Here is a 21,037-nt window from a genome sequence, read left to right as displayed (position 1 = left end):
TATTTTAATTACTATAAAAAACTTGATTATTATATGATTTAATATTACTTTTATTAAAAGATTCCTGGTTAATTTCTGATTTTGTAAGTTCAATAAAATTAATTTTAGATTCTAACATTTTATTTAAACTATTTTCATTAAAGTTGTCTTCTTCTTTTTTTAATTTACTTTTTTTTGTAAGTTGATTTTTATTTTTTTTAAAAATATAAAATAAACTAAATATTGAAGTTGTTGTGAAAAAGAAACTAATAACTAAAAATCAAAATTTTTTTAAACTTCATTGACTACTTTTTTTTCCAATTTTCTCTTCTACAAAAAATTGATTTTCTTTAATTATTAATGAACTAGTTTTTAGTTTATTAATAATTGGAATTCTTATTACTTTAAAAAATTTACGTTGGTCAGTTCTAAACCATTGAATTTGCATATCTGTAAAATATGGAATTTGGTCCTTTGTAAACGCTTGAATTTGTTGGGCTATTAAAGACTGAATCTGTTCCATTGTCAACTCTTGAATCTGCTTGGATAGGTTACACTTTATTGGACACTAATTACGTAGACAAGTGAACAAATTAGTTAAAAGAAAGGAACTATAATTATGGCCAATATTAACTCATATACCGATGAATTTAAAAAACAAATAGTAGCTTTATATCAAAGCGGTAAGTCAGTGTCTTGTCTTGCTAAAGAGTACAATGTTACAAGAGCAGCTACTTATAATTGAATTAAGCAATTTACTAATTCAGGCAGTTTTAAAACTAAAGATAATCGTTCTATTGAAGAAAATGAATTAATTAAATTAAGAAAAGAATTAAAACAGTTACGAATGGAAAATGATATTTTAAAGCAAGCAGCACTAATAATAGGCAGAAAATAGAAATTATTGCTAAAAATAAAGTTAAATATAAAATTCGCACAATGTGTCGTTTTTTAAAACTTTCTAAATCAACATATTATTTTAATTTAAAGGAAAAAGAAAAAAAACAAAATAATATTTATGATGAAGCTGTTATTAGTGCTTTTAAAGAAAATAAAGAAGTTTATGGAACAAGAAGATTAAAAGTTGTTCTAAAAGAAAAGAATATTTATTTGTCACGCAGAAAAATTAAAGAAATTATGAATAAACATAATTTAATATCAAAATACACTAAATTATCATTCAAAAATCATCATAATAAAGTCAACGATAGTCAAATAACCAATATCGTTAATAGAAACTTTAATAATAGGCTTAAAAATGAAGTTATTGTTAGTGATTTAACTTATGTTCAAGTTAATGGTAAATGAAACTATATTTGCCTATTAATTGACCTATTTAACCGCGAAATTATTGGACATAGTGTAGGTACTAAAAAAGATGCATCATTAGTACATCAAGCATTTATGCACTCAAATCGTTGTTTAAAAGATATTCAAATATTTCATAGTGATCGCGGTAATGAATTTAATAATAAAATTATTGATAAACTTTTACTAGCATTCAATATTAATCGCTCTTTAAGCAAAAAAGGTTGTCCTTATGATAACGCTGTTGCTGAAGCAACTTTTAAAACTTTCAAAATTGAATTTATTAATGATAAAAATTTTACATCATTAATCCAATTAAAATTAGAATTATTTGATTACATCAACTGATATAACAACATAAGAATTCACAGCACTTTAAACTACTTAACTCCAGTTAATTATCAAAAATAAATGTCTACCAAAAAATAGTCCTAAAAAGGGTTGCCATTCCAACCCGATGAAATAATTACTAACTTATTTAAACAATGAGAGTTTGAATATCCAAATTATATAACTTTACCACAAATACAAATATTTAAACAAGTATTTATTATGTTATCAAAATATATTTATTCATCATTATCAATTAATAAAGGATTAAATGATGATAATAAAATATTATTGCCTTATTATTTTGAATTAAAATCAACTCCAATTAAACCTAGTAAAATAGATATTTGACAATTTAAAGATGTAAAGGTAATATTAAAATCTCCATATTTTGATTTTACCGATATTAATAACATTAAATTGAAAAACAATGATATTAGTCAAAATGAATTATTTAAGTTAGATGATAATCAATTTAACTGATTATCTATTACAAATGAATTAGAAAGTAATAACATACCTTCATTAATTCCTGCTGATTGAACATTAGCTAATGGTGAATATGGAAAATATTTTACAAGAGTAATTATTGATAAAATTAAAATTAAAAATGCTTTAAATTTATATGGTTCTAATAAATCACAATTATTTTCTAAACTGGAATTTTATAAAGAAATTTTAAAAGTTGATAATAATAGTGAATTTGAATTACAAATAGAAAATCCTATTAATAACTTAAATAGGATTGAAATTAGTGGAATATTTGGAGCTGGTAATTATGACTTAATTTTAATAACTGATAAACAAGAAATAAGTTTAAATAATATTAATTTATTTGATAAATATAATGAAAATATTTCTTATATAAATTTAGAAATTTAATTATCAAAATATCAATCAGGATAGTTACCATCTCATTTTATATCATCTTCATGTTTTGGTTTTTTAGAAAAATATAATTGAAAAATATTTTCACTTGTATATGTATTAACTCAAATAGTAGTTGTTCCATATACCATTTCTCCATTTCGTGTTAAATAATGTTTAACATTAGTACCTACATTATGGCTAAGCACCCCCCATGATTAAACCAATTGTTCCAGTTGTTGCACCAGTTAGTGCTAATGCTAATGTTATTTTACTTAAATTTGTTTTTATTCATGTTTTCATATTAAATTGCTCCTTTTTTATTTTATTATTTTTTCTTAACTCTTCACAAGTTTTTAATCATTTTGGTAATAATTCATGTTCTAAATTAATTGCATGATTTTCACAAAGAAAAAGACTAAATGTTGTTGATTTTAATTCTAATAAAACAATATTACTTCATTTGTTACTACAATTTTTATTTTGACAGATAACATTCATTTTTCAAAATCTTTTTGAAAGATTTTAAGTTACTTACAACTTTTAATAACTTTTCTTTGTTCATGATAATTTACTCCTATTTTTAAATGAAATTTAAGATATTACACAATTATTATTTTTAATAAAAACTTTACTACTTTTTTCTTGATTATTAATAGATTTATATGAATTAATAATATTGATATCATTTAATTGTAACAATGGTGTTAGTTCTGTTAATTCTGTAATTTTACTTAGTTCGTTTGATAACTTTCTTTTAGAAATTTCTAGTTCTTTTTCAAAACTAACAATTTCCCTTGAATAAATTCTTAAATCATATTCATTGGGTTTATTTTTTTCTTTCTCTTTAATTATTATAATATTTATATAATTAATCATTTCTTGAATTTCTTGAATTTTATTTTTTAAAATTTCTATTTTTCCTATTTCCATTTTAATTTCTCCTTATCTCTTAACATTTTATTGTTAAATTATACTTATTTTTTGATATTTTTACAATTATACTTTTAAACGTAAAATAACGCCTAAATTAAAGGCGTTTATTTTATGATACCTATACTATTAATTATATTGAAATTGTTTATTATATTTTAAATATGAAAGTATTTTTTTTATTTAATTTTAAATTACACTTATATATGTATATAATAATTAAGTAAATTAATTTTTTAAATATATTTACAATAAATTTAGATTTTTTTAAAATAGTTAGGAGAAGTAAATTTGAATTTTAATTATAAATGAAATTTTAGAGAACAAAGTGCAAAAATTGATAAATTAGTTTTAGAACATATAAGAAAAAAATGAGAAAAATGAGATTGAAGAATAAAAAATACAAGAGATAAAAAGAAATATAAAATTGTTGATTATCAATATCGAACAAGAAAAATAATGTATGGATTAGTAACTTATAAAAGAAGAATTTATGAATATTTTGATGAAAAATTACAAAAATGAGTTCGTGTTTGTTTAGTTGATGAATGACTAGAATTACCTAAATATAAAAGAATTGGTGAAGATGTTGAACAAACTATTATTGAATATTTTGCTGATGGAAAAAGATATCATGATATTTGTGCTATTTGTAAAAAAGCAGGTATTAGTGTTAGTACTGTTCATAGAGTTTTTAAAAATTTAGAAGTAATTGAAGCAAATCCAGTAAAAGTAAAATTAGAAAAAAATCAACCTATTTTTGTAGCAATTGATGATGGACATCGAAAGTTTTGAGATTTTAAACGTAAAGGTACAAAACACTCTATGAGATTAATAGTAACATATACAGATAATATTAATCATAAAGTACAAAATAAAAGAGTAAAAGCAATTATTAGACCAACAAGAACAGCAATTGGCGTTAAAAAAACTGCTGAATTTGTTAAAGAACATTGTCAAAAATTTTATGAAAACATTGAACAAGCAAAAATTATTATTTGTGGTGATAGTGCAGGATGAATTAAAGAAGTTGCTAATTATTTAGGTGCACAGTTTGTTTTAGATAAATTCCATTTAATTAGAACATTATATCTTGGTATAATGGCGGGAAATAAAGGAAAATATTTAAAAGAATATAATTACTGTAAAAATTTAATTAATAATGGTCAATATGAACAATTAATTGATTATTTATATAAAGAATTAGATAATCATAAAAAATTAAAGAAAAAATATTTTAAAAATAATAAACAAGGTATTGAAAATCAAGGTGCAAAATGAAATATTGGTTGCTTTACTGAAACTAATATTTGACATGTTTTAAAAGAAATGCTTGGTAATAGAACTTATAATATTTCAATTTATATTAAAATGGTTATTTTTAAATGTAATAAAATAAATACAGAGATACAATTATTATAAATTAAAATTTAACTTTTTTTTAAAAATCAAAATAGAATAAAACTTATTAAATGTGTTTTAATAAGAATTTTTGTTGTGTATAAATATTAAATTTATTTTTTAATTTTTTAGTAATTTTTAAAAATAAGTATTTTAGTTGCAATAAATTTAAAAAAATTATATTATTTAAATACAATTTCATAAAAATTCAAATTATTTCTTGTCTGAAATTATAATAAGACTACAACGATTTAATTTATTCCGGATTTTTGACAATCTCCCAATTTTGTATATTTGTTTGTATTTCTTCATACCTAGCTTCTTCTAACTTTTCTTCTTCATCATCAAAAAACATAGTTTTCCCTCCATCCTATATTATAATTTTAACATTATCCGTAACTAAAACTAAAAAAATGAACAACTCAAAAAGTTGCTCATTTTTATATTTTAGTAATAGTTTATTTTGGAGTTCAAGTTTTTAATAAATCATTTTTAATATTACCTACTTGTGGCCCATAAATTACCTGAATAGCTGTACCTTTTTTAAAGATACCAACCGCACCAGTTGATTTTAAAATATTATCATCAATTTTAGTTTCATCAAAAACTGTAACACGCAATCTTGTAGCACAATTGTCTAATAATTTAACATTACTTCGTCCACCAAGACCTTTAAAAATATTTTCTAACATATCATTATTTTTATCTTTATTAGTATCAGGTGTTAATGTTTGTTTCTTTGTCATTTCTGCTTGTAAAGTTTTATGAATAGACTCTGCACCATCAAGATAGGTAATTTCAACTTTATTGGCAATTACTTTAATATTTTTAGTTCCACTTAATCTTAATAAAGCTTTTGAATAAATATTTGCATCTTTTAAAGTTGCAACTAATACTTTATCTTTAGCGTTAACATCAATGATATTTAATGCTCCACCAAGTCCAAGTAATAAATTTTCTACTTTTGTTCTACCTTTTTTTGAAGACTTATCTAAAGAACTTTCAACACTTTGTAAAGCTAAGTTGGTTGCTAATTCTCCTTCTTCACGACCTAAAGTTTTGTAATTTCTTCACTTAATAATGTAATAGAACCCAAAGAAATAAGCAGGTGCCATAATTAATCCAGTAACAAATACTCAATAGAATCCTGTTTCTTTACCAAGAATACTTGGTAATATTCCAAAGAAAGAAAAATCAATAAATCCAGCAGCAAAACCTTGACCAACAACTATATTTAATAAATACGCCATCATAAAACTAATTCCTGCCATAAATGCATGGAAAACAAAACATAATGGTGCTACAAATAAGAATGAAAACAATAATGGTTCTGTAACTCCTGTTAAGAAAGAAGTTAGAGCAGCAGATCCTAAAATACCACTAACCATTTTTTTATTTTCTGGTCGTGCTAACATTCACATAGCAAGTGCTGCAAAGGGATAGCCATATTGCATATATGCAAATCGCCCACTCATAAACATTGTTCCCGGTGTTTGATTCATGTGTCCTACTGCATTAGAAGCAAATTGTCCAAAGAAAATATTGTACGCTCCAACAAAATGATCACCAGATTCATTAATTCAATTTCCACCAATTCCAGTATATCAGAAAGGCGCATATTGAACGTGATGCAATCCTGTTGGTATTAATAAACGCTCAGTAATTCCAAAAAACATTGCAATAAATGCTCCACCAACTGTCGGATGAAAATTATCACCAGTTAACTGTCCATCAGTAAGTTGACCTGTATTCATACCAGCTGCTAAGCCATTACCAATTTCTCTAAAAGCAATTAATAACATTGGTCAAATAAAGAAAAAAGCTAATCCCATTCCTATTCCAACAAAAACAGCTAAAATTGGCACAAAACGTTCACCACCAAAAAAAGCTAATACTCTTGGCATACGAATATTGTATGAATGATTATGAACAATTGATACTAATCAACCAACAAGAATGCCACCTAAAACTGAAGTATCAAACGTAGGAAATAATCCTAAGACAGAAGAAAATAAACCAGAAGATTTACCACTTTCTGGAGTAATCTTTGCACCTTCACCTAAACCTCATGGATCAAACCCCAACATTCCTGTTTTAGGATTTCAAAAAAACATGCCACTAATAACTGAAGTCATAACAATAAAAGTAATAAATCCAGAAAGAGCAGCTACACCTTTACTAGCTTTTGCAAAACCAAAAGCAATAGAAATAGCAAAAATCAATCCTAAATTAGCAAAAACAACGTTTCCGGCTGATTGCATAATTGAAAAAATATTAATAATAGCAACAAGACTATCATGATTAGGCAATTGCTTTAAAGCACTAGCAACTCCACCACCAATTCCTAACAATAAACCAGCTATTGGTAATGTAGCTATTGGTAAAACAATGGCTCTTGATAAGTTTTGCATTTTACCAAACATTTTGCCACCTAATTTATTGAAAGTTCCTTTAAAAGTAAAACTAGAATTTTTCTTATCCTCAGGAGATGTTTGTTTACTATGAAAAAATTTACTCATTTTCTCACCTCCATTCTATATTGTTCTATACAGATAAAAATATTATATATATATAATAGTAAAAACAACAATAAAATAAATAAAAACGATTTTTTTACTACTATAATAGTAATTTCGGAGAAATTTTATAATCTATATAGATATTATTAATAACTACTATAAATTTTAATAGTATATTGTAATTAAAAAAATAGTAAATATTTTAAAACACTTACTATTTTTATTTTTTTAATTTTAAGTATTAATTTAAATTAAATCAAATATCTAAACCAATAAATTTAATAATTAACGTACCAATACAATAAGTAAAAACTAAAGTTGTTAACATATATAAAATTCATGATTCTTTTACTCTTTTATGATCAAGAAATTTATTAAAAGGAATTGCTTTTACAGCAAATCCGCTAGCAATAAAACTAAAAAGATAAATACTTATTTCAATTATTCATTTTATTAAATGTGAATCATGCATATTTATTAACCTCCACTAACCCTTTTAATACGTTCATCAAATACCTTTGTTTCTTGCTCTTTTAAAATTGATGTATATTCAACTTTATCACTAATAATACGAACCATATGTAAATCAGTTACCAAAAGTCCACCAGAAATCGTTAAATTACGAATTTTTTCTTTAATTTTAAATGACATTTTTGATATTTGAATATTAGCAATCAAAGGTGTATGCCATTCAAGAATACCAACATAGCCTTCAGTTGTTTTAACATTAACTCACTGTACTTCTCCATCGAAAAAAATACCATCAGGAGTAATAATTTTAAGATTTAATGCCATACTATCACCTTCAATTATCTCAATTTCTTTGCCTTTTCAATTGCTTGTTCAATAGTTCCTACATATAAAAATGCTTGCTCTGGTAAATCATCACATTCACCATCTAAAATTTGTTTAAAACTATTAACAGTTTGACTAATAGGAATATAAATACCATTTAAACCCGAAAATTTTTCAGCAACATGAAATGGTTGTGAACAAAAATTACGAATTCTTCTTGCTCTAGCTACTATTTTTTTATCTTCTTCACTCAACTCATCCATTCCTAAAATACCAATGATTGGTTCTAATTCAGAAAAACGTTGAATTGTTTCAATAACTCTTTGTGCAACATCATAATGTTCCTGACCAACAATAGCAGGATCTAACATTCTTGATGAAGATTGTAAAGGATGAACAGCAGGATAAAGCCCTAAAGCAGCAATATTACGATCTAAAACAATTTTAGCATCCAAGTGAGTAAATGTTGTCGCAGGAGCTGGATCAGTTAGATCATCGGCTGGTACATATACTGCTTGTACAGATGTAATAGAACCACGTGTTGTTGATACAATACGTTCCTGTAAAGCACCCATTTCTGTCGATAATGTTGGTTGGTATCCTACTGCTGAAGGCATTCTTCCTAATAAGGCCGATACTTCACTACCAGCTTGTGTAAAACGAAATATATTATCAATAAATAATAATACATCTTGCTGTTTTTCATCACGGAAGTATTCAGCAATTGTTAAACCAGTTAATGCAACACGCATTCTAGCACCTGGTGGTTCTGACATTTGACCAAACACTAAAGCAGTTTTACTAATAACACCTGACTCTTGCATTTCATAATATAAATCATTACCCTCACGTGTTCTTTCGCCAACTCCTGAAAAGACAGAAATACCACCATGTTCTTTAGCTATGCTATTAATTAATTCTTGAATTAAAACTGTTTTACCAACTCCAGCTCCACCCAATAAACCAATTTTTCCACCTTTAGCATAAGGTGCTAATAAATCAATAACTTTAATTCCTGTTTCTAAAACTTCTGATTTTGATTGTAATTCATCAAAACTAGGAGGTGTACGATGAATAGGATATTTTAATTTAGTTTTAAGTTCTTTACCATCATCAATGACTTCACCCAATACATTAAAAAGTCTACCCAAAACTTCTTCACCAACAGGAACACTAATTGGTATTCCTAAATCAACTGCTTCAAGACCACGTAGTAATCCTTCAGTTGGACCCATTGAAATACAACGAACACTATCATCACCAATATGTTTTGCAACTTCAACAATTAATTTTTGACCATTATTATCAATACTAATAGCATTATTTAAATTAGGTAAACTATTATCATTAAAACGAATATCAATAACTGGACCTGAAATTTGAACAATTTTTCCAATATTTCGTTTAGTTGGTAATTGTTTACTAGTTTTAACACTTTCTTTGCTATTAACTACTTTTTTAGTGACTTTTGCTTTTACTTTAGCAATAACTTTAGTATTATCCTTTTTTAAAGAATTTTTATCACTAACTTTTTTTTCTTTAATTGTTATAGGTTTTTTACTAGTTGCATTTTTCATTTTAGTTTACTCCTTTATTATGATGATTGGGCATCAGCGCCACCAATAATTTCTGAAATTTCTTGGGTAATAGCACCTTGACGGGCACGATTATAACTTACTAATAATTTATCTTTCATTTCTTTGGCATTATTTGAAGCATTTTCCATTGCTAATCTTCGTAATGTTTGCTCTGACACTTGTGATTCTACTAATGCACCATAAACAATGGCACCAACATATAAAGGAATAGCACTATTAATAACAGTATTAGCGTCTGGTTCAAAATCGGTTTGAATTAAATTACTTTCTTGATTAGTTTTAATAGAAACAATTGGCAATAAATCAATAATTGTTGGAATTGTTGTTACCGTATTTACATATTTTGTATATGCAATTTTAATAGCATCATTTTCTTTATTATTAAACTTAGAAACTAACAACAAAGATATTTCTTGCGAATCATTATATGATGATTGAATGTTAATTTCAGTATAAGATTGCATAATTTTACAATGATGATTAGTAAAGTATGAAACTCCTTTACTACCAATAACAACTATTTCATCTTGTGGTTTATATTGTTCTAATACTAATTTATTTAAATTATTATTAAAACCACCACATAATCCTAAATTAGAATTAAAAACGACTCATATTGTTTTATTAATAACTTGATCTTTTGTTTTTAAATAAATTGAATTACTTAATTTAGGTATTAGTTGATTGAATGTATCATAAACTTCAGAATAATAAGGTTTAATCATCTCAATTCTTTTACCTACTTTTTTTAATTTAGCTGTTGATACTAGTTGCATTGCTTTAGTAATTTTATAACTAGTATTAACAGATTTAATTTTTTGTCTAATTTGTTCCATGCTTTGAGCCATGATATTTCACCTTACCTTCCTAAATACATTATTTGAATGTTTTAATTAATGTTTCCCATTCTTCAAGACTACCATATATTTTAGGATTATAGTCATTTAGCTTATTGGTCAAATTATAAACAACCTGCATAATGCCTTGACTAATGCTCACTTGTAACTCTTCACTAAACGCTTGATCTTGCTGTAATTTTAAATAACTTTTTCGTTGTTGTTTTTGAAAATAAGTTATTACTTCCTTTTTAAAAGAATCCATCATTTCTACTGGTAATCATTTAATTGCCTTATTTTTAATTGCTAATAAAATAATTGCTTGATCAATTTGATTTAATGGTTCATTTTGTTTTTGTTTTAAAATTTCAATGGCACGTTTACCATGTTCAATAACAGCTCTAGTATTTTCATCTAAATCAGAACCAAATTGTGAAAAAGCTTGTAATTCACAAAATTGTGCTAATTCTAATTTTAATGTTCCACCTGCTTGTTTTATTGCTTTAATTTGTGCTGATGAACCTACCCGTGAAACTGATAAACCCACATCAACTGCTGGACGAATTCCGGCATTAAATAATTCTGACATTAAAAAAATTTGACCATCAGTAATTGAAATAACATTAGTAGGAATATATGCAGAAATATCACCGGCTTGTGTTTCAATAATAGGTAAGGCAGTAATACTCCCACCACCATGTTTTTCATTTAATTTAGCTGCACGTTCTAATAAACGTGAATGAAGATAAAAAACATCTCCTGGATAAGCTTCTCTTCCTGGTGGTCGTCTTAATAATAAAGAAATAGCACGATAGGCCACTGCATGTTTACTCAAATCATCATAAACAATTAAGACATCTTTACCTTCTTCCATTCATTCTTCGGCAATAGTTACTCCTGTATAAGGAGCAATATATTGCAAAGGAGCAACTTCACTAGCAGTAGCAGCAACAATAGTTGTATACTCCATTGCCCCTAATTGTGTTAATTTATCAACAATTTGAGCAACAGTTGAGGCCTTTTGACCAATAGCAACATAAACACAAAAAACATTTTTACCCTTTTGATTAATAATAGTATCAATAGCAATCGTTGTTTTTCCAGTTTGACGATCACCAATTATTAACTCTCTTTGACCTTTGCCAATCGGAATCATTGCATCAATTGATAATAATCCTGTTGCTAAAGGTTCTGATACAGATTTTCTAGTCATCACACCCAGCGCTATTCTTTCAATCGGTCTAGTTTTCGTAGTTTTAATTGGACCTTTACCATCAATCTTTTGCCCTAGTGCATTAACAACTCTTCCTAAAAGCATATTACCAACTGGTGTTTCAACAACATTACCTGTTCTACTAACAATATCTCCTTCTTTGATACCCGTGTCATCCCCCATTAAAGTAACACCAACAGCAGTTTCTTCTAAACTCAAAACCATACCATAAATATTACTTTTAGGAAAAAATACTAATTCACCATTAACAGCCTTATCTAAACCATGAATTAGTGCAATTCCATCACCGACAGTAACAACAATGCCTTCCTCATTAGCACTAATTTTTTTACCATAATTTTTAATTTGGCTTTTTATAATTTCTGAAATTTGATTAACGTTTAAGGACATTTGTTTTACCTCTATTCATGACTTAATAATTCTTGTTTTAATTGATCAATTTGACCTTTAACTGAACCATCAAAAACTTGATTCCGTACTTTAACTTTAATGCCGCCAATTAATGATTTATCAATCTTGTTAACGACTTTAATCTTATGTTTAATGACTTTCTCAATTTTCAATTTTATTTGATTTATTTGTTGGTTTGAAAGTTCTATCACTGAATAAATAATGCCATAGTTTACATCTTGATATTCATTACATAATTTGCGAAATTCTTTTAAAATGAAACGAACACACTGGAAATGATGTTCATCAATCAACAAAAAGAAAAAATTTAACATATATGGTTCAATATGATTTTTAAAAGTTTCACTAATAATTTGTTTACGTGTTTCAATAGTTAAATTACTACTACTAGTAATATCAATAAATTCTGGATAATTAGTAAAAATATCAATTAATTTATTACTTTCTTCAGCAAATTGAGTAATTTTTTTTATTTCTCTTGCTAATTGAAAAAGACCATTACTTCATTGATTAGCTAATCCTTCATCTATCATTTAACTTCACCACTATTCCAAATTCTTAATAAAATCAGTAATTAATTGTTCATGTTTTTTAGCATTCATTTCAGCACCAATAATTTTTTTAGCTGCTTCTAATGCTACTACTTTGATTTCTTCGTTAATCTTTGCTTCTGCCTCTTTACGAGCACGAACTAAATCACGATTTGATTGATTAGTAATACGCATACTCTCTTCTTGCGCTTTATCAATAATTTGTTTACGCTTATTGTAACCATCATTTTGTGCATTAGCAATAATTTCCTGAGCTTCAATTTTAGCAGCTTTTAATATTTGACTAGCTTCACCACGATCTTGATTAGCTAATGATTGCTTGCAAGCAGCATCATCAAGTTTTTCTTTAATTACTAAATGTCGCGAATGTAAAGCCTTACGAAACGGAGCATAAACTCATCTTCAAAGTACCATTAATAAAATTAATGTTGCAAAAATATGAGCAATAAAAACAGGAAGATTGGGAAATAATTGATTAACAATATCATCACCTGATACTAAATCATTGAAATTAAAATTCATAAAATCACCTACTTTTTAATATTTTTTAATACCTTATGCTACAAATATTAAAATTAGAGAAACAACTAAACCATAAATAGCACCTGATTCGGCAATAGCTGCACCAATAACAAATTGTGTTCTAATTTTAGATTCTACTTCAGGATTACGAGCAACCGCTTCAACAGCTTTACCAGCAGCAAAACCTTGACCAATTCCACTTCCTGCACAAGAAATAGTTGAAATTCCAGCTCCAACAAACTTTAAATTCATCAATCCATTAGGATCAGCTGCTAAATGATTAAAAAAATGAAAGACATGTGTCATTACTGTTGTTAATAATTCCATAATAAATAAATTCTCCTTTTTGTATTTTATTTTTTTTCCATAATTGAACGTTCGGTATAAATTTCTTCTTCATGATTTATTGCTTGTTGTTTACGAAGTTTTTTTGGTAATTTAATAGTAAGTTCTCCCTTATGAGAACTTCCTTCTTCCATTTGTAATTTCCAATAAACAAGAGTTAAGGTGCCAAAAATTAAGGCTTGAATGCTTCCAGCAAATAAATCAAAATAAATATGTAAGAATGGTCCAATTACACCAATTAATAAATTCATCTGACCAATAATTGGGATATTACTTCAAATATTAGCAGTTACCCCATAAAGCATTGCCAAAATAATACTTCCACCTAAAATATTACCAAATAAACGAAAAGATAAAGAAATCAAAGGTGCAAATTGAGTAATTAATTCTAGAGGGTTAATAATAAATTTTTTAAAAAATAAAAGTTTCTGAAATTTAATAGCAATATAATATATTCCAATAAAAGTAACTAATGCCATTGATAAAGTAACCGTATACATTGATGACTGTGGTTCAAGACCAATAATCGATAATCAATTACCAATTAAAATATAACCCATTACATATAACAAATAAACTGTCAGGTTTTTATACTTTACACCAAGAACATCAACAACAATTTTTTCAACTGATTTAATTATTAATTCAACAACTAAAACAATACCTCTTGGATCTTCATCAGGCTTCATTCGTTTTACTTTATAATAATAAATATAACTAATAACACTGATAAAGACTGTTGTTATCAAAATTGTTACCAATTGTGGCATAATTTGTAAATAATTCCAACTTTCCAATCCAGCTAAAGTTTCCATTTAAATTCCTTCTTTTAAGTTATTTTTTTGATATACACATAACGTTGCAGTAATAGTAGCAACCATCAATATTGACATTCCGGCAATTATAGTAAAAATATTAGCAAAATTAAAGAAAATATTCAAAACTATAATTGAACCATAAATTAACATTCTTAATAAGAATCCAAAATATGCTAAGGTTTGTTTTAAATGTATTCCACTGGTTAATCATTTTGACGATAAATATAAAAAGCATAACCCAATCATACTTCCTATAAAACCAATATTAAATCCAGTAATTAATAACCAATGGTTTGTATTAATTATAACAGTTATAATTAATCCTACATTAATTAATAATCAATAGCATAACATTGTAAAAAGTATTGAAAGAAAAAGGTTATTTCTAATTTTTTCCATTAAAATATTTATTTAGTTCCAAAAATTCGATCACCAGCATCACCCAATCCAGGTACAATATAACCATCATCATTTAATTCTTTATCCAACGCTGCTAAAAAAATCTTAACATCAGGATGATTATGATTAATTTTCTTAATAGCTACTGGTGCTCCTACAATGGAAACTAAAGTAATGTTTTTAAAACCTACTTTTTTTAATTCTTTAATAGCAGCATCAGCAGTACCACCAGTAGCAAGCATTGGATCTAAGATAAATACTAATGCATCACTTATATTTTTAATATTTTTGGGATATTTAAAAAAATATTTTTGTGGTTTTAAAGTTTCTTCATCACGATAAAGACCAACATGACTAATAATTGCATTAGGTACTACATACTCAAATCCATTTGTCATCCCTAATCCTGCTCTTAAAATCGGAGAAAGAATGATTGTCTTGGTTAATGTTTTACCAATAACTTTAGTAATGGGTGTTTCAACTTCAATTTCATCAAGAGGAATATCTTTAAATACTTCATAAGCCATTAACGTTGCAATTTCGCTTAAATTCTCTTTGAAATCTTTTTTTTGGGTTAAGTGATTTCTAATTCTTGTTAATTTATCTTGTATTAAAGGATGATTAACAATAAACAGATTTTTACTACTTTCCACTAAAAACACTCCTTTATCTTTAATGCGTATATTTTCAATAATTTAAAATATATACTAATATGAAATTTTACGCCTTTTAATTTATAAATCAATAAAATAACAATAAAAATAACGAAAAAAGATAAAAGATTTATTCAAAAATTATTTTTTTAATTGTTAATAACATTCTTATAGTTCAAAATTAACTAAATAAAAATATAATTTATAAATTTTATTTTAATAACTTTGTTTTTATTTTAAAAAAATTATAATCTAAAATATAAATTTAATAAATTTCTTTTATTGATATAGAAAATTATATATTTGAAATAAACTATTAATAGTAATTTTTGTCTTATTTTTATCAAAAAAAATCTTATGTTAAAATTAAAATATAAAACTTCATACAAGTTTTTAAACTATTATTTTAATTTTAAAATAAATAGTTTTTTATTTTGAAAGGAGAAAAAATGAAAAAAATTCAAAAATACTTTACATATACAGGCGGAATATTAGGTGGTATAAGTTATTTTTATTATGATTTAATTTCAAAAAATAAGGAAGCTTTCCATGATCCAGAAGCAGGAATGGCACTCTTTGGAATAATGTTTACTATAGCAGGTTCACCTTTGATTGGAGCATTTTTAGGCTCTAAACTAGGGTATGGAATTGGCACTTCCATTTCAAATATTTATGATAAATGTTTTCCAACAAATATTTCTGATATTAATGTTGAAAGTAATAACGAACAACAAATATCTGAAAGAACTCCATTATTAAGAAACAACGATATAACAAGTTGGAATGGCAACCCTTTTTAGGACTATTTTTTGGTAGACATTTATTTTTGATAATTAACTGGAGTTAAGTAGTTTAAAGTGCTGTGAATTCTTATGTTGTTATATCAGTTGATGTAATCAAATAATTCTAATTTTAATTGGATTAATGATGTAAAATTTTTATCATTAATAAATTCAATTTTGAAAGTTTTAAAAGTTGCTTCAGCAACAGCGTTATCATAAGGACAACCTTTTTTGCTTAAAGAGCGATTAATATTGAATGCTAGTAAAAGTTTATCAATAATTTTATTATTAAATTCATTACCGCGATCACTATGAAATATTTGAATATCTTTTAAACAACGATTTGAGTGCATAAATGCTTGATGTACTAATGATGCATCTTTTTTAGTACCTACACTATGTCCAATAATTTCGCGGTTAAATAGGTCAATTAATAGGCAAATATAGTTTCATTTACCATTAACTTGAACATAAGTTAAATCACTAACAATAACTTCATTTTTAAGCCTATTATTAAAGTTTCTATTAACGATATTGGTTATTTGACTATCGTTGACTTTATTATGATGATTTTTGAATGATAATTTAGTGTATTTTGATATTAAATTATGTTTATTCATAATTTCTTTAATTTTTCTGCGTGACAAATAAATATTCTTTTCTTTTAGAACAACTTTTAATCTTCTTGTTCCATAAACTTCTTTATTTTCTTTAAAAGCACTAATAACAGCTTCATCATAAATATTATTTTGTTTTCTTTCTTTTTCCTTTAAATTAAAATAATATGTTGATTTAGAAAGTTTTAAAAAATGACACATTGTGCGAATTTTATATTTAACTTTATTTTTAGCAATAATTTCTATTTTCTGCCTATTATTAGTGCTGCTTGCTTTAAAATATCATTTTCCATTCGTAACTGTTTTAATTCTTTTCTTAATTTAATTAATTCATTTTCTTCAATAGAACGATTATCTTTAGTTTTAAAACTGCCTGAATTAGTAAATTGCTTAATTCAATTATAAGTAGCTGCTCTTGTAACATTGTACTCTTTAGCAAGACAAGACACTGACTTACCGCTTTGATATAAAGCTACTATTTGTTTTTTAAATTCATCGGTATATGAGTTAATATTGGCCATAATTATAGTTCCTTTCTTTTAACTAATTTGTTCACTTGTCTACGTAATTAGTGTCCAATAAAGTGTAACCTATCCAAGTATAGTGAACAATTACCAATAATTAATCAAAATCATTGTCAATTAACTTTTTAATAAACTTAATAAAAATAAATGTTAGTAATTTACTAACATTTTTTATTTATGATTAAATAACAATAAAAAAAGTTACTTTTTAACACCCATTTTTTTCATTTCTTCATATAACTTATTATTATTTCTATTATTTCATGTACCAAATTGATGATTAAAAGAAGTAAGCAAAGGATAAGAAAACCCAAGTTCTACTAATTTTTTAATACATTTAAAATAATCTTCTTTTAATGGTAAAACAACTTCAGCAACTTTCTGTTTTCATGGTTGTTTATATTGAATACCACTATAAATATCATTTAATTCAGGAACAATAAAAGCATAAATTCCACCAACACCAACTTCCATAAAATTATGTTTATTTGGATGAGGATATTCAAAAATTTTAATATGTAAAACCAAATGTTCTAATAAATTACAATAAACTAATCGATCAGCATATTGATAGGCAAATGGTGACTTTTGAGCTCATTTGGGAGTAGATAATAAAATTGCTTTATCTTCATCAATATGATGAATATATAAACCTTCTTTTCCCCTTGTTATTCCTTGTGATTTCTTAGACATTGTTGCATCTGAAAAATAATTTTTTGAAATACATCCATATTTATTTTTTAAAAAATTACAAACATTTTCATAATTCATTGTTAATAACTTTTCTACTTCTGACATGCTTACCCCATACTATACTACTTTATTTTTATGATAATAATGAAAATTAAGTTATCTTTTTTATTACCCAAAATAATATAAATTAATCTTTAGCAAAGGCTAAGAAAAAACTAAAACTACCATGTAATAAAAAATGATAATCATCTTCAATAGCATTAACATTAATATGAACATCATCAAATGTTTTAATAGATTCTGATAAAGTATGACCTTCTACATTAACAACATAGTCACTATCTTTTTTTGCTGTTGGAACAATAGCGTTAATTTTACTTTCAATTAATGATAAACAACGTAAAGCAATTGCTTCACCAAAAGTAGTGGTATTAATTTTAATTTTTTCTTCTTGCTTATCAATATTAATATTACTAATGTCTTTAGCCTTTGGTACTAATTTTACACAAGCATTAAAACTACCTTTTAAAATATTACTATTATTTGAAGCAGATACATTAACAGTAAGTGATTCAAATTTATTAATTTTAGCATACATATCATTATGATTAAGAATTGTTATTTTATAATCAGTACCATTTTCTGGCTTTTTTCCTTCTGGAACTAATTTACTAATTTCAGTTTGTACTTTAGTTTTAAATTTAATTAAAGCTATATTATAAATATCTTTATTTAATTCAACAGGAGCATTAGTAACTTCCATATTAATATTACTAATATCAACATATTTTTGATTTGCATCATTTACCTTATCACATGCAATAAGTGGTAAAGAAATAATGCTCGTTAAAAACATCGCTTTAAATACTTTTAATATTTTTCTCATAGTTTTTCACCTATTATTCTCTCGAAAAAACTAATCTTCTTAGTTTTAACTTTATATTTCTTAATTATTTTTGATTATTAACTTATTATTATTTTGTTTTCTTGAATATTTTTTATAACTATTTGTTCCAATAAAAATATAGTAAATTAAAATATTAATAGAACCTATTAATACTGATACTAAACCAAAATATAACAATAGGCTAACTTTAAAAGAAGAAAAAGAAAAAATAATTCCTAAAGTAATTAAAAAAAAGCCAGTAAATTGAATAAACTTTCAAGTATTAAATTTAAAGTGTTTTTTTGACATAATTTTGCTCCTAATAATATATTTTGTATAATTATATCATTTTCACAAAAAAAGCAAAATTTTTAATTATTAAATAATAATTGTTATAAACTAATAACATGAACAGCAAAACTAATTGCTTCTTCATATTTATTAAAAAGAAAAAATAAACGTTTATTTTGAAAATTAATTTCAATACCAATATATTTTTGTTTATTTTTTATATAATTATTTTTTTCTCAAAAAAATGTAATACTTTTAACATCAACTAATGGTATTATTTGTAGTTCAAAAGAATCAATAAAATAAAGATTATTTTGTGAAATTAACAAGTCTATTTGATTTAAAGGTATAAAATCTGATGATTTGATAAGATTAACGTCTTTAATTTTATAACGTAAAAATAATTTTTTGGCAGCACTATATTCAGTTTTTAGCAAAATATTTTGGCCAGAAATCTTATTAAGTTCTTCATACTTTCCCAAAATGACTTTGTCACTATAATAAATATCTTCTTTAATTTTTTCTATTGAGACTGGTAATTCTTTAGTATTTATTTTTTTTAATTTTAAGTATTTATATAAAGTATTTATATCTTTAGTAATTTTTAATATTTTCTTTTGTTTATTTTTTTTAATTAATAAAATTAGTGCAATTAATAAAATCAATATTGTTGTGCACACAATAATAATTAAAATTATTCATCAATTCATAGTATTATCTCCTTTTTTAATACTGTTATCTAATTATTATCTAATAATTTTATCATTAAAACTATTAAAAATAGTTGATGGTTTATTTGTTAAAATCTCACCTGCTACTCTATACCTTAAATTAGGCAAGTTTATATTATGATAATCGTTAATTGGTTGTTCATTACTTAAATTACAACTTGTAGCTACTAAAGGCCCTGTTAATTTAATTAATTTTTGAATAAAATGTGAAGCACTAACTCTAATTGCTATTGTCTTTTTATTTATTCAATATGATGTGTTTAAACTAGGTTGTTTTAAAACTATAACAGTAACTTTACCAGCACTAAAATTATTTATTAAAAATGACTGTAATTGATCGCTAATTATACCAATGCTTTTAGCTTGCTCTCAACTAGCAACTAAAATTGGCAGTTCTTTACTATAATCACGTTTTTTAATTTGATAAATTTTATTAATAGCTTTGTCATCATCAAATTTACAAACAAGACCATAAATTGTATCTGTTGGTAAAGCAACCACTTCGCCATTAGCAATGATTTGGCTAATTTCTTTAATTTGATTTTGCTGTAAAGTTATCATGAAAACACCACTATAAATTTTAACTAAATTATACACCTATTATTTTAAATATAATAGTTGTTTCAAAATAATGAATAAAAAACTTATAAATAATATTTGTAATTTAAAATAAACCTTAAAATTACTAATTAAGGATTGGAAAATCATTAATTAATGGTTTAATAAACATCTTAATTTAATATAGATTAATATTTATATTAGATTTTTATTAAATTAAATATAGAAGGAGAATCAAAAAATATGCCCAAAAGAAAAATAGGAATACAACATACTAATGAAGAAATTGAAAAAATAAGAAAAGAAATTGAAGATAATGATAATAAACCATTTATAATAAATGATTAAAAAATCACTACAAAGCAACAGCTAAATTATATAAATAATAAATATAACAATAAAACTTATAAATTAATTTTTAAAATTAAAAAAATAAAATTAAAATATAAATTTTAT

At 24.9% G+C, this 21,037-nt stretch carries 26 protein-coding genes; 4 read left to right on the top strand and 22 right to left on the bottom strand.

The genetic code is table 4. The annotated features are described in order from the left end of the window. Positions 1-4: 4 nt before the first annotated feature. The gene (locus AACK89_RS00365; RefSeq protein ID WP_338978541.1) at positions 5-502 is read right to left on the bottom strand and encodes a hypothetical protein; all 498 of its coding nucleotides are present in this window, start codon (positions 500-502) and stop codon (positions 5-7) included. A gap of 96 nt (positions 503-598) precedes the next feature. On the opposite strand from AACK89_RS00365, the gene AACK89_RS00360 reads away from it, so the two are divergent. Next, positions 599-1,698, top strand: a protein-coding gene (locus AACK89_RS00360) for an IS3 family transposase (RefSeq protein WP_338977768.1) whose coding sequence is annotated in 2 segments (ribosomal slippage) — positions 599-842 and positions 842-1,698 — 1,101 coding nt in all. Because the reading frame shifts where the segments join, the coding sequence is not laid out codon by codon here. A gap of 30 nt (positions 1,699-1,728) precedes the next feature. Continuing rightward, entirely contained in the window at positions 1,729-2,499 is a 771-nt protein-coding gene (locus tag AACK89_RS00355) for a hypothetical protein (protein WP_338978539.1), read from the top strand. Here the strand turns inward: AACK89_RS00355 and AACK89_RS00350 are convergent. The 3 genes from AACK89_RS00350 to AACK89_RS00340 form a co-directional block, all read right to left on the bottom strand. Beyond that, positions 2,496-2,693 (bottom strand): hypothetical protein, encoded by a 198-nt coding sequence (locus tag AACK89_RS00350; protein ID WP_338978536.1) that lies wholly within the window; start codon positions 2,691-2,693, stop codon positions 2,496-2,498. The two genes, AACK89_RS00355 and AACK89_RS00350, sit on opposite strands and share 4 nt — an antisense overlap. Further along, on the bottom strand, positions 2,686-2,985 hold the full coding sequence (locus AACK89_RS00345; protein WP_338978534.1) for a hypothetical protein: 300 nt from the start codon (positions 2,983-2,985) through the stop codon (positions 2,686-2,688). Before AACK89_RS00345 ends, AACK89_RS00350 begins: the two co-directional genes overlap by 8 nt. Before the next feature lie 93 nt (positions 2,986-3,078). Then, the gene (locus tag AACK89_RS00340) at positions 3,079-3,417 is read right to left on the bottom strand and encodes a hypothetical protein (protein WP_338978532.1); all 339 of its coding nucleotides are present in this window, start codon (positions 3,415-3,417) and stop codon (positions 3,079-3,081) included. Between the two features lie 291 nt (positions 3,418-3,708). Between AACK89_RS00340 and AACK89_RS00335 the strand changes: the two genes are divergently transcribed. Then, the gene (locus tag AACK89_RS00335) at positions 3,709-4,839 is read left to right on the top strand and encodes an Mbov_0401 family ICE element transposase-like protein (RefSeq protein ID WP_338978530.1); all 1,131 of its coding nucleotides are present in this window, start codon (positions 3,709-3,711) and stop codon (positions 4,837-4,839) included. A gap of 437 nt (positions 4,840-5,276) precedes the next feature. On the opposite strand, the gene AACK89_RS00330 is transcribed toward AACK89_RS00335, so the two are convergent. From AACK89_RS00330 to upp, 12 genes are all read right to left on the bottom strand, one after another. Beyond that, positions 5,277-7,337, bottom strand: a complete 2,061-nt coding sequence (locus tag AACK89_RS00330; RefSeq protein WP_338978528.1) for a PTS transporter subunit EIIC — start codon at positions 7,335-7,337, stop codon at positions 5,277-5,279. A 241-nt stretch (positions 7,338-7,578) separates the two neighbouring features. Further along, the gene (locus tag AACK89_RS00325) at positions 7,579-7,809 is read right to left on the bottom strand and encodes a hypothetical protein (RefSeq protein ID WP_338961288.1); all 231 of its coding nucleotides are present in this window, start codon (positions 7,807-7,809) and stop codon (positions 7,579-7,581) included. A gap of 5 nt (positions 7,810-7,814) precedes the next feature. Further along, positions 7,815-8,132 carry a F0F1 ATP synthase subunit epsilon gene (locus tag AACK89_RS00320; RefSeq protein WP_174480958.1) on the bottom strand — a complete coding sequence of 106 codons (318 nt, stop codon included), beginning with the start codon at positions 8,130-8,132 and terminating at the stop codon, positions 7,815-7,817. Between the two features lie 14 nt (positions 8,133-8,146). Further along, positions 8,147-9,709 carry a F0F1 ATP synthase subunit beta gene (gene atpD / locus AACK89_RS00315; RefSeq protein ID WP_338978525.1) on the bottom strand — a complete coding sequence of 521 codons (1,563 nt, stop codon included), beginning with the start codon at positions 9,707-9,709 and terminating at the stop codon, positions 8,147-8,149. 17 nt (positions 9,710-9,726) lie between these two features. Then, the gene (gene atpG / locus AACK89_RS00310; RefSeq protein WP_338978523.1) at positions 9,727-10,578 is read right to left on the bottom strand and encodes an ATP synthase F1 subunit gamma; all 852 of its coding nucleotides are present in this window, start codon (positions 10,576-10,578) and stop codon (positions 9,727-9,729) included. A 28-nt stretch (positions 10,579-10,606) separates the two neighbouring features. Then, on the bottom strand, positions 10,607-12,190 hold the full coding sequence (gene atpA / locus AACK89_RS00305; protein ID WP_338978521.1) for a F0F1 ATP synthase subunit alpha: 1,584 nt from the start codon (positions 12,188-12,190) through the stop codon (positions 10,607-10,609). An 11-nt stretch (positions 12,191-12,201) separates the two neighbouring features. Continuing rightward, positions 12,202-12,744, bottom strand: coding sequence for a F0F1 ATP synthase subunit delta (locus AACK89_RS00300; RefSeq protein WP_338978519.1), 543 nt, complete (start codon positions 12,742-12,744; stop codon positions 12,202-12,204). 12 nt (positions 12,745-12,756) lie between these two features. Next, a complete protein-coding gene (gene atpF / locus AACK89_RS00295; protein WP_281749184.1) occupies positions 12,757-13,284 on the bottom strand; it encodes a F0F1 ATP synthase subunit B in 528 nt (175 codons plus the stop codon). 33 nt (positions 13,285-13,317) lie between these two features. Then, positions 13,318-13,611, bottom strand: a complete 294-nt coding sequence (atpE, locus tag AACK89_RS00290) for an ATP synthase F0 subunit C (RefSeq protein WP_281749185.1) — start codon at positions 13,609-13,611, stop codon at positions 13,318-13,320. 26 nt (positions 13,612-13,637) lie between these two features. Then, on the bottom strand, positions 13,638-14,444 hold the full coding sequence (locus tag AACK89_RS00285; protein ID WP_338958309.1) for a F0F1 ATP synthase subunit A: 807 nt from the start codon (positions 14,442-14,444) through the stop codon (positions 13,638-13,640). Then, entirely contained in the window at positions 14,445-14,693 is a 249-nt protein-coding gene (locus AACK89_RS00280; protein WP_338978516.1) for a hypothetical protein, read from the bottom strand. A 161-nt stretch (positions 14,694-14,854) separates the two neighbouring features. Then, positions 14,855-15,499 carry a uracil phosphoribosyltransferase gene (gene upp, locus AACK89_RS00275; RefSeq protein ID WP_308699596.1) on the bottom strand — a complete coding sequence of 215 codons (645 nt, stop codon included), beginning with the start codon at positions 15,497-15,499 and terminating at the stop codon, positions 14,855-14,857. A gap of 449 nt (positions 15,500-15,948) precedes the next feature. Here upp and AACK89_RS00270 point away from each other — a divergent pair, with 449 nt between their 5' ends. Then, positions 15,949-16,299: a hypothetical protein gene (locus AACK89_RS00270; protein WP_338978513.1), complete on the top strand. Its 351-nt coding sequence runs from the start codon at positions 15,949-15,951 to the stop codon at positions 16,297-16,299. A gap of 20 nt (positions 16,300-16,319) precedes the next feature. Here AACK89_RS00270 and AACK89_RS00265 read toward each other — a convergent pair. The 6 genes from AACK89_RS00265 to AACK89_RS00240 form a co-directional block, all read right to left on the bottom strand. Continuing rightward, a protein-coding gene (locus AACK89_RS00265) for an IS3 family transposase (protein WP_338977819.1) occupies positions 16,320-17,419 on the bottom strand; the annotation gives its coding sequence in 2 pieces (ribosomal slippage) (positions 16,320-17,176 and positions 17,176-17,419; 1,101 coding nt in all). A 204-nt stretch (positions 17,420-17,623) separates the two neighbouring features. After that, positions 17,624-18,220, bottom strand: coding sequence for a hypothetical protein (locus tag AACK89_RS00260; protein WP_338978510.1), 597 nt, complete (start codon positions 18,218-18,220; stop codon positions 17,624-17,626). Between the two features lie 82 nt (positions 18,221-18,302). Then, entirely contained in the window at positions 18,303-19,001 is a 699-nt protein-coding gene (locus AACK89_RS00255; RefSeq protein ID WP_338978508.1) for a hypothetical protein, read from the bottom strand. A gap of 60 nt (positions 19,002-19,061) precedes the next feature. Next, the gene (locus AACK89_RS00250; protein WP_338974251.1) at positions 19,062-19,310 is read right to left on the bottom strand and encodes a hypothetical protein; all 249 of its coding nucleotides are present in this window, start codon (positions 19,308-19,310) and stop codon (positions 19,062-19,064) included. An 83-nt stretch (positions 19,311-19,393) separates the two neighbouring features. Next, positions 19,394-20,002: a hypothetical protein gene (locus AACK89_RS00245; protein ID WP_338978505.1), complete on the bottom strand. Its 609-nt coding sequence runs from the start codon at positions 20,000-20,002 to the stop codon at positions 19,394-19,396. 36 nt (positions 20,003-20,038) lie between these two features. Continuing rightward, the gene (locus AACK89_RS00240; RefSeq protein WP_338961373.1) at positions 20,039-20,584 is read right to left on the bottom strand and encodes an L-threonylcarbamoyladenylate synthase; all 546 of its coding nucleotides are present in this window, start codon (positions 20,582-20,584) and stop codon (positions 20,039-20,041) included. Positions 20,585-21,037 lie beyond the last annotated feature (453 nt).

The sequence above is a fragment of the Spiroplasma endosymbiont of Panzeria rudis genome, assembly GCF_964019705.1.
Lineage (GTDB): Bacteria > Bacillota_I > Bacilli_A > Mycoplasmatales > VBWQ01 > Spiroplasma_E > Spiroplasma_E ixodetis_A.
This window is presented reverse-complemented; position numbering and strand designations above follow the sequence as displayed.